The sequence below is a fragment of the Exiguobacterium sp. s150 genome (assembly GCF_018618435.1).
In the GTDB taxonomy this organism is placed as follows: Bacteria; Bacillota; Bacilli; order Exiguobacteriales; family Exiguobacteriaceae; genus Exiguobacterium; species Exiguobacterium alkaliphilum.
In genome coordinates, this window is the sequence record NZ_JACSMC010000020.1 from 35561 (window position 1) to 50351 (window position 14791).

Annotated in this window: 16 protein-coding genes; 12 read left to right on the forward strand and 4 right to left on the reverse strand. The window is 53.0% G+C overall.

What is annotated here, in order from left to right:
* Positions 1-79: 79 nt before the first annotated feature.
* Genes KNP76_RS10435 through gtfA form a run of 5 tightly spaced genes read left to right on the forward strand, consistent with a single transcriptional unit; the run spans position 80 to position 6789 of the window.
* Positions 80-2290, forward strand: coding sequence for an alpha-galactosidase (locus tag KNP76_RS10435; protein WP_214844487.1), 2211 nt, complete (start codon positions 80-82; stop codon positions 2288-2290).
* Entirely contained in the window at positions 2287-3534 is a 1248-nt protein-coding gene (locus KNP76_RS10440) for an extracellular solute-binding protein (protein WP_211780508.1), read from the forward strand. The genes KNP76_RS10435 and KNP76_RS10440 overlap by 4 nt, the downstream gene beginning before the upstream one ends.
* 21 nt (positions 3535-3555) lie before the next feature.
* On the forward strand, positions 3556-4428 hold the full coding sequence (locus KNP76_RS10445) for a carbohydrate ABC transporter permease (protein WP_114167080.1): 873 nt from the start codon (positions 3556-3558) through the stop codon (positions 4426-4428).
* 11 nt (positions 4429-4439) lie between these two features.
* Positions 4440-5267: a carbohydrate ABC transporter permease gene (locus tag KNP76_RS10450; RefSeq protein ID WP_251137439.1), complete on the forward strand. Its 828-nt coding sequence runs from the start codon at positions 4440-4442 to the stop codon at positions 5265-5267.
* Between the two features lie 58 nt (positions 5268-5325).
* Complete coding sequence (gene gtfA, locus KNP76_RS10455) at positions 5326-6789, forward strand: sucrose phosphorylase (protein WP_214844488.1); 1464 nt, start codon at positions 5326-5328, stop codon at positions 6787-6789.
* A 43-nt stretch (positions 6790-6832) separates the two neighbouring features.
* Here the strand turns inward: gtfA and KNP76_RS10460 are convergent, their stop codons facing one another.
* Both KNP76_RS10460 and KNP76_RS10465 read right to left on the reverse strand, forming a co-directional pair.
* Complete coding sequence (locus tag KNP76_RS10460; RefSeq protein ID WP_211780511.1) at positions 6833-7261, reverse strand: DUF1801 domain-containing protein; 429 nt, start codon at positions 7259-7261, stop codon at positions 6833-6835.
* Positions 7261-7617: a DUF2200 domain-containing protein gene (locus tag KNP76_RS10465; protein ID WP_214844489.1), complete on the reverse strand. Its 357-nt coding sequence runs from the start codon at positions 7615-7617 to the stop codon at positions 7261-7263. The genes KNP76_RS10460 and KNP76_RS10465 overlap by 1 nt, the downstream gene beginning before the upstream one ends.
* Before the next feature lie 142 nt (positions 7618-7759).
* Between KNP76_RS10465 and KNP76_RS10470 the strand changes: the two genes are divergently transcribed.
* Entirely contained in the window at positions 7760-8212 is a 453-nt protein-coding gene (locus KNP76_RS10470; RefSeq protein WP_214844490.1) for a MarR family transcriptional regulator, read from the forward strand.
* 13 nt (positions 8213-8225) lie between these two features.
* Positions 8226-8744: a spermidine/spermine N(1)-acetyltransferase gene (gene paiA, locus KNP76_RS10475; RefSeq protein WP_214844491.1), complete on the forward strand. Its 519-nt coding sequence runs from the start codon at positions 8226-8228 to the stop codon at positions 8742-8744.
* On the opposite strand, the gene KNP76_RS10480 is transcribed toward paiA, so the two are convergent.
* Positions 8719-9405, reverse strand: coding sequence for a haloacid dehalogenase type II (locus KNP76_RS10480; protein ID WP_214844492.1), 687 nt, complete (start codon positions 9403-9405; stop codon positions 8719-8721). The genes paiA and KNP76_RS10480 overlap by 26 nt on opposite strands.
* A gap of 89 nt (positions 9406-9494) precedes the next feature.
* Here KNP76_RS10480 and KNP76_RS10485 point away from each other — a divergent pair, with 89 nt between their 5' ends.
* The 5 genes from KNP76_RS10485 (at position 9495) to KNP76_RS10505 (ending at position 13890) form a co-directional block, all read left to right on the forward strand.
* On the forward strand, positions 9495-10088 hold the full coding sequence (locus KNP76_RS10485) for an FMN-binding negative transcriptional regulator (RefSeq protein WP_214844493.1): 594 nt from the start codon (positions 9495-9497) through the stop codon (positions 10086-10088).
* Positions 10089-10262: 174 nt separating this feature from the next.
* Positions 10263-11279, forward strand: a complete 1017-nt coding sequence (locus KNP76_RS10490) for an iron-siderophore ABC transporter substrate-binding protein (protein WP_214844498.1) — start codon at positions 10263-10265, stop codon at positions 11277-11279.
* A gap of 4 nt (positions 11280-11283) precedes the next feature.
* Positions 11284-12303, forward strand: a complete 1020-nt coding sequence (locus tag KNP76_RS10495) for a FecCD family ABC transporter permease (RefSeq protein WP_214844494.1) — start codon at positions 11284-11286, stop codon at positions 12301-12303.
* Positions 12300-13331: a FecCD family ABC transporter permease gene (locus tag KNP76_RS10500; RefSeq protein ID WP_214844495.1), complete on the forward strand. Its 1032-nt coding sequence runs from the start codon at positions 12300-12302 to the stop codon at positions 13329-13331. The genes KNP76_RS10495 and KNP76_RS10500 overlap by 4 nt, the downstream gene beginning before the upstream one ends.
* Before the next feature lie 160 nt (positions 13332-13491).
* Positions 13492-13890 (forward strand): cytidine deaminase, encoded by a 399-nt coding sequence (locus KNP76_RS10505; protein WP_021066236.1) that lies wholly within the window; start codon positions 13492-13494, stop codon positions 13888-13890.
* 37 nt (positions 13891-13927) lie between these two features.
* Here the strand turns inward: KNP76_RS10505 and KNP76_RS10510 are convergent, their stop codons facing one another.
* A complete protein-coding gene (locus KNP76_RS10510) occupies positions 13928-14644 on the reverse strand; it encodes a polysaccharide deacetylase family protein (protein ID WP_214844496.1) in 717 nt (238 codons plus the stop codon).
* Positions 14645-14791 lie beyond the last annotated feature (147 nt).

The window sequence follows — 14791 nt, forward strand, 5'->3', positions numbered from 1 at the left end:
GTTAAATTATAGATGTGTTTAGTAAACGCTTTCATTTTAGTTTTTAATGAAAGCGCAACCACTATTGGGAGGTTGAGCCATGAAGTTGATTCATGTTAACGAAACAGAGAGAGTATTCCATTTGTCTAATGCAGTATTTAGCTATGTGCTCCGTGTCGAAGAAGGCAACGTGTTGACCAACGAATATTTTGGTCAGGCGATTTCGGCATATCGCGGTGGACGGAAGTATCCTCGCGTCGACCGTTCCTTTTCCCCGAACTTTCCGGAGGCGACGGATCGCCTTTATTCCCTCGATACGATCTTGCAAGAATATCCAGGTTACGGGACGGGAGATTATCGGACGCCGGCCCAAGTCATCCGCCACGAAGACGGATCGACTGTCACGGATTTCCGTTACAAGTCCTATGAGATTGTGACAGGAAAACCGCGTCTTGATGGCATGCCTTCGACGTATGTCGAACAGGATGAAGAAGCAGAGACGCTGATCATCACACTCGAAGATCCGAAAGAGCGACTGACTGCTCGTCTCGCCTATACCGTGTATCGTGACCGTCCGGTGTTGGCACGATCCGCTCGAATTGAAAATGAAGGAGCGGAGACCCATTACCTTCAAAAAGCAGCGAGCCTCTCATTGGACCTTCCGCTTCAAGAGCTCGAGGTCATCACGCTGAACGGGATGTGGGGCCGAGAACGAATGATGGAGCGTGAACCAGTAAAACGTGGCGTGAAAGTATTCGACAGCAAACGTGGCTCGAGTAGTCACCAAATGAACCCGTTTCTCGCACTCGTTTCACCCGAGACGACGGAGTATGCGGGAGAAGCAGTCGGCTTCAGCCTTGTCTATAGCGGAAGTCATCAAATGTTGCTCGAACGAGACCCATACGGACAGACCCGTGTGCAACTCGGCATCAACGAATTTGGATTCGAGTGGCGCTTGGATCCAGGCGCATGTTTCCAAACGCCGGAAGTGAACATCGTCTATAGTGCAAACGGGACGATGGAAATGTCACAAGCATTCCACGCCTTGTATCGTGAACGGCTCGCACGCGGAACCTTCCGTGACGCAGACCGACCAATTTTGATCAACAACTGGGAAGCGACTTATTTCGACTTCGACGAAGCCAAAATCAAATCGATCGTCGATGAAAGTGCCGCGCTCGGAATCGAGTTGTTCGTGCTGGACGATGGCTGGTTCGGACGTCGCGATGATGATTACACGTCACTAGGCGACTGGTTCGAATATGAGCAAAAGATTCCGAACGGATTGAAAGGACTCGCAGACTACATTCACACCAAAGGCATGAAATTCGGTCTATGGTTCGAACCGGAGATGATTTCGAGAGAGAGCGAACTCTTCAAACAGCATCCGGACTGGGCGATTCAAATCCCGGGACGCGGTCTATCCAAAGGACGAGATCAATATGTACTCGATTTCAGTCGGAAAGAAGTACGAGATAACATCGTGCAGCAGATGACCGAGGTGTTGGACCGCGTCCCAATCGATTATCTCAAATGGGACTTCAACCGTAACGTGACCGAGGTATTCTCGACGTCACTACCGAGTGACCGTCAAGGAGAAGTGTTACACCGCTATGTCCTTGGACTATATGAAGTGCTCGAGACGATCACCTCACGCTATCCGAACATCTTGTTCGAGAGCTGCTCCGGCGGCGGCGGTCGGTTCGATCCAGGCATGTTGTACTACATGCCTCAAACGTGGACGAGTGACAACACGGACGCCATCGCGCGTTTGAAAATTCAACATGGGACGAGCATGGTGTATCCCATCTCCTCGATGGGCGCACACGTCTCGGCTGTGCCAAACCACCAGACACACCGTGAGACGAGTCTCGAGATGCGGGGGAACGTCGCGATGGCTGGCGTGTTCGGTTATGAGCTCGATGTGACTGAGATGTCAGAAGACGAGAAGGCGATCGTCAAACAGCAAGTCGCATTCTATCAGGAGCATCGTCGTACGTTCCAATATGGGACGTTCTACCGGCTAGAGAGCGCATTCGACAGCAATCATCCTTCTTGGATGTTCGTATCGGAAGAGGAAGTCATCGTCTGTGACTATAGCGTGCTCAGCGAAACCGCACCGCTCATCCGTTTGTTGAAATTGAGAGGATTGGACACAACAGCCGTCTATGAAGTAGAAGGCCAGCATTACGGCGGTGATGAGCTCATGCACGTCGGGCTTTACATCGAGCCGATTGTCAAAGGTGATTTTGTAAGTAAGTTGTACGTACTGAAAAAAGTAAACGAACTTTCAGGAGGCCAATCAAAATGAACAAGACAATGAAACTAGGCATGGTAGGGCTCGTCGCATCATCTCTCGTACTCGCAGCTGGTTGCTCGGGCGGAGCGGAGTCGGACAAGACAGAAATCGAATTCTTCTCCCAAAAAGTCGAAATGAAGGGGACGCTCGATGAGATCATCGCTGATTTTGAAAAAGAGAATCCTGATATCGACGTCAAATTGACGAGCGTCAGCAATGCCGGGACCGTATTGAAAACGCGGATCGCCGGCGGGGACATCCCGGATATCGTGCACACATACCCGCAAAACCCAGACTTTAAAGGATGGGCGGCTGACGGGAAGTTCCTCGACCTGTCTAACGAAGATTTCTTGAGCAACTTGAAGCAAGGGGCGGCTGAATCGTACGCGGTCGACGGAGGGATTTACTCACTCCCGCTCAACTCGAACGCGTGGGGCTTCTTCTATAACAAGACAAAATTTGAAGAGCTAGGACTGGAGGCGCCGAAAACATGGTCCGAGTTTGAAGACGTCGTCAAAGAGATCAAAGATGCTGGCGAGACACCGTTCGCGGCAGCACTCACGACTGACGACTCATGGACGATGAACGGTTATCACCAATTGGCTTGGGCGACAACGACAGGCGGTTTCGACCAAACGCAAGACGCATTGAAAAACAGCCCGAAAGATGGCATCAAAGTCGGTAACGAAGATTTTGAGACTGTGGCAGATGAGTTAAGCCTCGTCAGCGGTAACACGCAAAAGAATGCGAACGGGGCATCTTACAGCGATGCGGTCGCACTCTTCGCAAGGGAAGAAGCGTTGATTTTCCCGAACGGCATTTGGGCGCTCCCGGTCATCCGTGATCAGCAGCCTGATTTCGAAGTGAGCATGTTTGCCTTCCCAGGCCAAGAAGCAGGCCAAGAGATGACGGTCGGTGCGGCTGACTTGGCGCTCTCTGTGTCGAGCGCTGGATCGGAAGCGGAACAAGAAGCATCGAAAAAACTGCTCGCATATATGACTGAGGGAGAAGTCATGCAGAAATACTATGACAAGGACGGTTCTCCGACATCGGTCGAGGCAGTCGATACAGATGGCGCGTTCGAAGAGACGAAAGCTGTTTCGGACCTCGTGTTCACAGACAAACAAATCATCTGGCTCCATTCTGAATGGCCATCGGAAGAAGAGTTCTGGCACCTCACGGTCGATTATATGAACAAAGAAGATAAAGACCAACTCGCCAAGGATTTGAACGCCTTCTTCAACGGTATGAAATAAAAACATTAAAGGAGTTGCACCATGAGAGAGAAAGGGTTTGTCAACCGCTACTGGCCGTACCTGTTCATTCTTGTGCCGCTCTTGCTTCAAATCGTGTTCTTCTTCATACCGCTCGCACAAGGTGTGATCTACAGTTTCACGGACTGGACAGGGCTAACAAGTTCGTACAATTTCATCGGAATCGATAATTATCTGGCCATCTTCTCAGATGCGAAATTCTTATCGAGTATCGGCTTCACGTTACTCTTCACGATCGGCCTCGTCGTTGGACAAATCGTGTTAGGGATTGCGATCGCACTGCTATTGAATCAAAAAATCAAAGGGGTCGGGCTGTTCCGGACCGCCTACTTCTTCCCTGCGGTCATCAGCACCGTCACACTCGGTTTGATCTTTAAACAGTTCTTCAATTACGGGCTGGCGCCACTCGGTGAATTTTTAGGCATCGAATGGCTCTCGCAAAGTCTAATCGCGAACGAAGGGACGGCGTTCTGGGGCCTCCTCTTTGTCGCCCTCTGGCAAGGGGTCGCCATTCCGGTCGTCATCTTCTTGGCGAACTTACAAAGCATCCCGAACGAGATTCGGGAAGCGGCATCAATCGACGGGGCGAACCGGTGGCAAACGTTCAAGAGCATCGAATTGCCGTTCTTATCACCAGCCATCAGCATCGTCCTCATCTTGGCGATGAAGGCGGGATTGACGGCGTTCGACCTCATCTACGCCTTGACGGGCGGGGGACCGAGCGGGTCGACGACGTCACTCGGACTACTCGTATACAACTATGCGTTCAAAAACAACCAATTCGGATACGCCAGTGCAATCGCGATCGTCCTCTTCATCATCATCGCCATCGTCTCGGTCATCCAAATCAATTCTTCGAAAAAATTTGAAGTGTAAGGAGGGGCATCATGAAAAAGGACAAAATTCATATCCCGACGTATGTGTTTCTGACAGTAGGGCTCGTCTTGATCGCCCTTCCGATGTATTTGACCGTCTTGAACTCGTTCAAAGAGACACGGCAAATCACCGGCGGCTTCTTCGAATTGCCGGACCCGTTTACACTCGATAACTTTCAGCGTCTCTTAGACGACGGGGTCGTCCAATACTTTGCGAACTCGATGACGATCACCATCTCGTCGATTGCGCTCATCATCTTGATTGTCCCGATGGCAGCATATGCGCTCGCTCGGACGATGCCACGTAATCGTGTTTTCCAAGGAATTTACATCATGTTGATCATCGGGATATTCGTCCCGTTCCAAGTCATCATGATTCCAATCACGTCGATGATGTCGGATTTGGGGTTGTCGAGTAAACTCGGATTGATCATCTTGTATCTGACGTATGCGGTCCCGCAGTCACTTTTCTTGTACGCGGGATATGTCAAGACCGTGATCCCGAAAGAGTTGGATGAGGCCGCTGCCATCGACGGTAGCGGGAAGTTCAACACGTATTTTAAAATCATCTTCCCGATGATGAAGCCGATGCATGCGACGGTCCTCATCTTGAACGCGCTCTGGATTTGGAACGATTTCTTGCTTCCGTTGCTTCTGCTCAACCGCGATGAATCGACATGGACGCTCCCGTTGTTCCAATTCAACTATCAAGGACAGTATTTCAGTGATTTCGGACCTTCCTTCGCATCGTATGTCGTCGGGATTGTATCGATTCTCATCGTATATTTGTTCTTCCAGCGCCATATCATCGATGGGATGGCTAACGGATCTGTCAAATAAGCGAAGCTCCTACACGTGAAGACAAGACGGGTAGGAGCTTTTTAAAAGGAGAATGAACATGAAATTGAAAAATGAAGTGATGTTGATCACCTATGCAGATAGTCTCGGTAAAAATTTGAAAGAACTCGATGAAATCACTCGTACGCATCTCGATGGAGTAATCGGCGGAATTCATTTGTTACCGTTCTATCCTTCGTCAGGTGATCGCGGGTTTGCGCCGATGGATTATACGAAAGTGGACGAAGCGTTCGGAACATGGGAGGACGTGCAACGCCTCAGTGAACGATTTGATTTCATGATGGACTTCATGGTGAATCATATATCGCGTCAATCGCCTTATTTCCAGGATTTCTTGGAGAAGAAAGACGAATCAGCCTACAAAGATTTATTCATTCGATATAGCGAGTTTTGGCCTGAAGGGGGTCCTACTTCTGAACAAGTTGATTTGATTTATAAACGGAAACCGAGAGCGCCTTATGTAGAAGTCACGTTCGCCGATGGGACGACGGAGAAGGTATGGTGTACGTTCGATGAAGAACAAATTGATTTGGATGTCACGAAGGCTGCTACGCGGTCGTTCATTAAGCAGCAACTTGAATTTCTTGTAGGAAAAGGGGCATCAATCATTCGTCTGGACGCGTTCGCTTACGCCAATAAAAAGATTGGGACGAATTGTTTCTTCGTCGAACCGGACATTTGGGAGATGCTCGAGTATTGTGAAGAAATCGTCGCCGACAAAGGCGCGACGGTCCTGCCTGAAATCCACGAACATCATTCGATTCAAGAACGAATCGCCAAAGAAGGGTATTATGTCTATGATTTTGCTTTGCCGATGCTCGTCCTTCACGGTTTATACAGCGGACGGTCGGAGCGGCTGATTAACTGGATGGAACGTTGCCCGCGCAATCAGTTCACGACACTCGACACGCATGACGGTATCGGAGTGGTCGACGTCAAAGACCTATTGACCGACGATGAGATTGAGATGACGCGAGAGGCACTGTACAGCAAAGGAGCGAACGTGAAGAAAATCTATAGCTCGGAAGCTTATAACAACCTCGACATCTATCAAATCAACTGCACATACTATAGTGCGCTCGGGAACGATGACGCGTCATACTTGCTTGCCCGAGCCATTCAACTATTCGCCCCAGGAATCCCGCAAGTGTATTACGTCGGGCTTTTAGCTGGCGAGAACGATATCAATTTGTTAGAGGCGACGAAAGAAGGGCGGAACATCAACCGTCACTATTACTCAAAAGAAGAGGTCGCAAGTGAAGTTGAAAGGTCTGTGGTGCGGGAACTGTTCGATTTGTTCAAATTCCGGAACCGTTCAACGGCTTTCGATGGGGAGTTCGAAGTGCGGCAACCAACCGAGCACTCACTCGAGATCACCTGGACACATGGGGAGGTTGAAGCCAAATTATCTGCCGATTTGTCGGTAAGGGCGTTCATGATTCAAGAAACGAAGGAAGACGAGAAATTGTATGAGTACGAATCACCTTTTTCAGTGAGCAACTAACACAAAGCCCGCACTCTTGATGGAGTGTGGGCTTTGTGTCGGCTTATGGACGATTATGCTCGTAAGCAGAAATCCATTCCGCCGGCGTCATCTTCGAGACGAGCTCACCGATCAGCTCATACGGGATATGTTTGACGTTGCCGAACCGGATACAGCTCTTGCCCATATCGAGCTTCGTCGGCACTTGCGCGGCGTACGCCTCCTCGAACCAAAGGAGCAGCGCCGGGTCACTATAGACGCCCATATGATAGAGTGCGACATGCCGCTTCTGGGCGATGACGCTCAAGAACGGGAGCGGTGTGCCCGGTGTGACGTGATACCCGGACGGATACGTCGACAGCGGGACGACGTAGTGGACGCCTTTGCCATCGGTCGTCTTCTCGAAACCGTCGGGCAGATTCGCGTCGATGACGTCGATCAAGCGGATGAAGGCGTCGAGCCGTTTGTCGTCGACGAGTGTCGTGTAGTCCATTAGAGTTTCCCTCCTCGTAAAATCTTCTCCATCGCCTTGCCTTTGGCGAGCTCATCGACGAGTTTGTCCAGATAACGAATCTCGCGCATGAGCGGTTCCTCGACGTTCTCGACGCGGACGCCGCAGACGACGCCTTTGATGAGTGCGCGATCTTCGTTCATCTTCGGTGCCGCTGCGAAGAACGTGTCGAAGTCGACCTCGGACGCGAGTTGCTGTTCGAGACCGGCTTCGTCATAGCCGGTCAGCCAGCGGATGATCGTGTCGACTTCCTCTTTCGTTCGGCCTTTCCGTTCTGCTTTCGCGACGTAAAGCGGATAGACGCTCGCGAAGCTCGTCGTGTAAATGCGGTGTGCCATGAAATCCCCTCGTTTCGTGGAATGATATCTCTATTTTCTCATATTGTGCACGATAAGAGACGAAGATAATTTTGTTGCAAATGCAATAAAGTGAGTTAAACTGAAGATAATGTAGTGTAAATACAACATTCGGGAGGATTGTATGAGAGACCATCTACGAGAGATTGGGATGATTGCCCGTGCGCTCGACTCGATCAGCAACATCGAGTTCAAAGAGCTCGAGCTGACGAAAGGGCAATATCTTTATGTCGTCCGAATCTGCGAAGAGCCGGGCATCATCCAAGAAAAGCTGGCCGAACTCATTAAAGTCGACCGCTCGACGGCGGCGCGCGCGATTCAAAAGCTTGAGCGGGAAGGGTTCATTCGACGAGTCGACGACCCGCACAACAAGAAGATCAAGCGACTCCATCCGACCGAGAAAGGACAGGCGGTCTATCCGCTCATCCTCCGCGAGCATGACTATTCAACGGACGTGGCGCTCGCTGGTCTCTCGGATCAAGAAGCCGAGCAACTCCTCCGTTTGTTGAGGCGGGTCCGTCACAATATCGAAGGGGATTGGGATGCTGTCAAAAAAGGTCAAAAACGAGAATACTAAAGGGGGAAGCAACATGATCACCATCAAACCTTGCACGATCGAGGACGTCGACACGCTCCGGGACATCAGCATCGAGACGTTCACGGAGACGTTCGAAGCCGACAACGACCCGGCGCATCTCACGGCGTATCTCGAAAGGGCGTACAACGTGCCGCAACTTAGAGCGGAACTTGCGAATCCGGATTCGACGTTCTTTTTCGCCATGCTTGACGGGGAAGTGGCCGGCTATTTAAAAGTGAACGCCAACAACGCCCAGACCGAGGCGATGGGCGAGGAGGCGTTCGAGCTCGAACGGATTTATGTGCGACGGAAGTTCCAAGGAAGTGGCGTCGGCAAGGCGTTGTATAATCAGGCCGTCCAACGCGCGAACGAGTTGAATAAACGTGAAATCTGGCTCGGTGTGTGGGAACATAACCATAAGGCGCTCGCCTTCTATCGAAAGCACGGCTTCGTCCAGACCGGGGCACACACGTTTTATATGGGCGATGACGCCCAAGTTGATTTGATTATGGCCAAGCCGCTTCGTCCGTGACCCATTCCAGTATCCCGGACAAGTCCTCATAGACGGCGTCCGGGGCCAGGTCGGGCATGTCGAGCGGTTTGCCGTCGCGGTTGATCCAAGCCGTGTGGAACCCGAAGTTCTTCGCACCGGCGATATCCCAACCGTTCGAGGATAGAAACAATACCTCGTCCCGCTTCAGTCCGCTATTTTTGAACCAGTGCATATACGCGGCCGGTGACGGTTTCGCTTGTTTGACACCGTCGACGCTGACGAGTTCGTCGAACAGGTCGGTGAACCCGGCGTTATGGATGAGCGCCGTGAGCATCGCGTCCGTCCCGTTCGACAGGACGACGGTCTGTTTTCCGTGGAGTTCGTTCAACACACCTGCGACCTCATCGTACGGTGACAGCTCGGCGTACTTCGCAATCAACGTATCCTCGGTTTCAGGCGTCCACGTCACGTCGGCCGTTGACAGGGCGTACCGCAAGGCGTCGCGCGTGACGACCGAGAAGTCGGCATAGCGCCCCATAATGTGACGGGTGAAGAAGTAGTCGAGTTGTTTCGTCCGCCACGCCTGGCTGATCTGGTCACCTTTCCCGGGAAATTGTTCGTCACACGCCGCCTTGACAGACTGGACGTCGAACAAGGTCCCATACACATCGAACACGAATGCTTTAATCTGTGGTTTCATAATATCCCTCCTCAAGTCATGTAGCGTCATCTACTCTTTACCCTAGTTGACGTGGCTTAGACGAGTGGGAACTAGATAGGAGGAATTCCATGTACGTCCCAAAACAGTACGCCGTGAACGACCCGAAGGAAGTCCACGCCTTTCTAAAAGCCCATCCGTTCGGCACCATCGTCACGTCTGACGGTCAGAAGCCGATTGCGACGCACGTGCCGCTCCGTCTGCATGAGGCCGAAGGAAAGCTGTCGTTCACGACGCATATCGCTAAAAATAACCCGCAATGGAGAACGATTGAACAACAGACGGTGCTCGTCATCGTCCAAGGCCCGGACGCCTATGTCTCGGCATCATGGTACGGCCACGAGGACGTGTCGACGTGGAACTATCAGGCGGTCCATTTGTATGGACAGGCGACGATCATGACCGAGGCGGAGCTCGAAGACGAATTGGCCGGTCTGCTCCGGGACCATGAAGGGAAGCGGGGAGACGCCGTCGTCTGGGAAGAGCTGTCGGAACCGGTCAAGCGTCAAAAACACGGTGTCGTCGGCTTTCGAATCGACGTCTCAGAAATCGAGGCGGCGTTCAAGCTGAGCCAAAACCGGAACGATCAATATTATGCGCGCATCGTCTCCGAGCTCGAACAGGAAGGCTGTCCGATGGCGGACGTCATGCGCGAAAAACGGTAAGGCCTGTGTCATTTGACATGGGCTGTTTTTCGTTTCACGTCGAATGTCTTGAAGTTCAGATTGACAGCGGTCCCGGATTCATCCTATACTCATAAATGATAATGATTATCAGTGTCGGTGATACATCGTCATAAAAGAGAAAAAGGGGATTACAACGTGAAAAAGCATAAGAAGATGTTACATATGTTCTTGTTCGTCTCAATGTTCATGCTCGTGCTCGCCGGTTGCGGCTCGAACACAGAAGAACCTGCGACGACGGGGGAGAATGAAGAGTCAGCAGAAGGCTACCCAATCACAATCAAGCACGCGCTCGGTGAGACGGTCATCGAAGAGAAGCCAGAACGCGTCGCGACGGTCGGCTGGTCGAACCAAGACGTCGCACTCGCGCTCGGCGTCGTGCCGGTCGGTTTCTCGGCTGCGAACTACGGTGTTCAAGACGGTAGCGGCGTCTTACCGTGGACAGCAGAAAAGCTAGAAGAACTCGGTGAAGACAACCCGAACGTCTATCAAGACACAGACGGCCTCGACTTTGAAGCGATCGCCGACTCACAGCCGGACGTCATCTTGGCGGCTTACTCAGGCATCACGCAAGAAGACTATGACACGTTGACACAAATCGCACCGGTCGTCGCGTACCAAGAGACGCCTTGGGTCTCTTCATGGCAAGACACGGTTCGTTACAACGCGATGGCGATGGGCATGGAAGCAGAAGGCGAGCAGTTGATTGCCGACACAGAACAGCTCATCGCGGATAAAGCGGCGGAAGTACCGGACATGGCAGGCAAGAAAGGCGCGTTCGTCGCGTTGAGCCCTGGCGACTTGTCGAAGTTCTACATCTACACGACAGGTGACCCGCGCGGTGCCTTCATCGAAGAGCTCGGCATGGAATACCCGCAAAACATTAAAGACCAACTCGAAGAAGGCAGCTTCTACCTCGAGCTCAGCTCAGAGAACGCCGACATCTTGAACGACCTTGACCTCTTCGTCGTCTACGGGAACGAACAGACGCTCAAAGAACTTCAAGCGGACCCGCTCTACAGCAAAGTACCGGCCATCGAGCGTGGGTCGGTCGTCTTGATCGAAGACAACACGCCGCTCGCGGCAGCCGGGACACCGTCACCGCTCTCGATCGAATACACGATCGATGAGTACGTGAAACTCGTCTCGGAAGCACTCGAGAAAGTCGAGTGAACAAATGAATAAGCTGAAGAAGATGCATTCGCCGAAACGGTTTCCTCTCATCTTGGTGGGGGCGCTCGTCTTGCTCGTCGTCTGCATGCTCGCTTCACTTGCTTTCGGCTCACGGACAGTCGGATGGGATGAACTGCTTGACGGTTTATTCCGTCCGGCTGTTCAGTCGTATGAAGCGGACATCATCCGACAGCGCGTCGTGCGGACGATTTTTAGTCTCATGTGCGGGGCGGCGCTCGGCGTCTCGGGCGCACTGATGCAGTCGGTGACGAGAAATCCGATTGCCGACCCGAGCATCCTCGGGGTGAACACGGGGGCGGCACTCTTTGTCGTCGTCGGGATCGCGTTCTTTAATATCTCGTCGTCGTCGGACTACATTTGGTTCGCGCTCGTCGGGGCGCTCTTGACGGCCGTGTTCGTGTTCGGCATCGGGTCGCTCGGCCGGGGCGGGGCGACCCCGCTCAAGCTCGTCCTCGCCGGGGCGGCGACGAGTGCGGCCTTGTCCTCGCTCGTCATGGCCATCATGATCCCGCGCTCGAACGTCATGGACCAGTTCCGGTTCTGGCAAGTCGGCAGCGTCGGCGCCGGCAATATGGATTCGATTATGACGTTTTTGCCGTTCTTTATCGTCGGAATCGTCATCGCCATCCTCGCGGCCCCGTCGTTGAATATTTTAGGGCTCGGGGAAGAGCTCGCTAAAGGACTCGGGGTCCGCATCGGCACGCTCAAACTGATTGCCTCGTTCGCCGGCGTGATTTTATGTGGGGCTGCGACGGCACTTGCAGGACCGATCGGTTTCATCGGACTGCTCGCGCCACACTTGATTCGCTTGACGATTGGTCCAGACGAACGGCTCGTCATCCCGATGTCAGCGCTCGCCGGGGCAATCCTGCTCACATTCGCGGACGTGACAGGACGGCTACTCGGTAGCCCGGGCGAACTCGAAGTCGGGATCGTCACCGCCTTTATCGGGGCGCCGATTTTGATCGCGTTGACGATGAAAGTGAAGGTGCGTGACCTATGATGAAAAAACCTTATCAACCGATGATTCAAAACAGCAGACGGCGTCGGCAACGGACCGTCGTCGTGACGCTCGTCCTGAGCATCGTCGCGCTCGCCTTGAGCGTGACGATGCTCATGCTCGGCAACACGATTTATCCGGTCGGGGACGTCGTCCGTGTCTTGTTCGGCGCGGACGTGCCGGGCGCGTCGTTCGCGGTCAACACGATCCGCCTGCCACGCATGCTCGCCGGCGTGTTCGCTGGGATCGCGTTCGGTGTCGCCGGTACCGTGTTCCAGACGATGCTCCGCAACCCGCTCGCCAACCCGAACGTCATCGGCATCACGACCGGTTCGAGTGCGGCGGCCGTGTTCGGTATCGTCGTGTTACAGGCGAGCAACACGTTCGTTTCTATCATCTCGGTCATCGGGGGACTCTTGACCGTACTCGCCATCTACTTCCTGTCGAAGAGCGCCGCGTTCTCGATTGGGCGCCTCGTCTTGGTCGGGATTGGCATCCAGGCGATGCTGACGGCCGTCATCAACTATCTGCTCCTCATCAGTCGTCAAAACGATGTCGGGACGGCGATGCGTTGGTTGAGCGGAAGCTTGAACGGCGCCAAGATGGAGACGCTCCCGCCGCTCATGATCACGGTCGCGCTCTGCCTGCCGGTCGTCATCTGGCTAAGCCGTCAGCTCCAGATTTTAGAGCTCGGTGAGATGACGGCGACGTCGCTCGGTGTTCGGACGAACCAGACGCGGGTGCTCCTCATCATCGCCTCGGTGCTTATGCTCGCGCTTGCCACGGCGACGACCGGGCCGATCGCCTTCATCGCCTTTCTCGCGGGACCGATTGCGAAGCGGCTCGTCGGGGACGGGCGCTCGACGATCATCCCGGCCGGACTTGTCGGTGTCGTCTTAGTACTCGCGGCCGATCTCATCGGCCAGTTCGCCTTCACGGCGCGCTATCCGGTCGGGGTCATCACGGGTATGGTCGGGGCACCGTATTTGATTTTTCTCTTGATTCGGATGAACAAAAAAGGGGAGTTATAAGCGGAGAGTCACGTCTACGGATGTGACTCTTTTCATGTGAAAGCGCCATCAAAAAGTCGTTGACTTTGCTTCGTGGGGGGTGTATGCTAAAAATCCTGCCCAAAAAGAGAGGCCGGGAACTGGCATCAGTTCATTATGAGTCAGAGAGGAACATGATCCCATGAACCAACAACAATTAGTCGAGCGTGCCCGCCAAGTGAAAGAGAACGCCTACTCGCCGTATTCAAACTTCCGCGTCGGAGCGGCGCTTCTCATGAAGGACGGTACGGTCATCGACGGCGTCAACGTCGAGAACGTCTCGTTCGGCGCGACGAACTGTGCCGAGCGTACGGCCATCTTCACAGCAGTCGCGCAAGGTTATAAAAAAGGCGACTTCGAAGCCGTCGCGGTGTCAGGCGACACGGTCGACTTCTTGCCGCCATGCAGCATCTGTCGCCAAGTACTCGTCGAGTTCGGCGACCCGGACTTCAAAGTGTTGCTCACGAACGGCAACGCCGACGTGAAAGAAGTGACGCTTGAGGAACTCGTCCCGCTCGCGTTCACAGAACTCGAGATGTAAACAAAAATGCTGAGTCCATGTGGGCTCAGCATTTTTTTCATTCATTCGGTTCCCACGGATTGAAAAAGTTATATGTGGGATGCACCCCTTCTAGCGTCCGGAACTCATAGTCGCGTTCTTTCGCGTAGCGGATAATCGTATCGAGCGCTTGCGGTGTCATCGAGTGATCGTGCGCCAAGATGATGGAGGCAATATTCATCTCGTAATTCGCCTCGAGCCGATTGAACACACGCTGCTCGATTGGCGCGTTGTCTTTCTTATAGATGTGATCGAGACTGCCGACGTTCCAGTCCCATATCTCGAAACCGGCTTCATTCATCGCTTGCCAGTGCGCAGGCGTCATCCCGGCGTCACTCCCGTAAATCGTGCGGGCCATATTCGTATGGATGCCGGTCACGTCGTAGATGAGCGCTTGGACTTCTTGCATTTGGCGAACGGCCGTCATCGGCGACGCATAAAACTCCTCGCGCACGTGTGTCATCCCATGCAAGGCGATGAGATGTCCCTCAGCGACAATGCGGTGGAGCAGATGCTCATTTCCTTTGATATTCTTACCGAGGATGAAGAACGTCGCCTTCACCCGATGCTTCTTTAAGACGTCAAGTAGCGCTCCCGTCTTCCGATTTGGCCCGTCATCGAGCGTCAAGTAGATAAGGCTGCGGTCGTTATAAGCTTTCGGTTTTGGAATCGCCGCCTGGGTCAAGGAGCTGATTAACAAAAAGATGGATATGGGCAATATGACGCGTTTCTTCATCCGAACAAAACTCCCTCGAGCCAAAAGTCAGGTGACGTGGTATCGGTGTGAAGAATAGATTACAGATTATACGAGCAGGAAAGCCCATACCGGGCATAGCCCGCCTTTAGGCATGGGATGAACGTGAGTTCGGATGTGAAAAACATC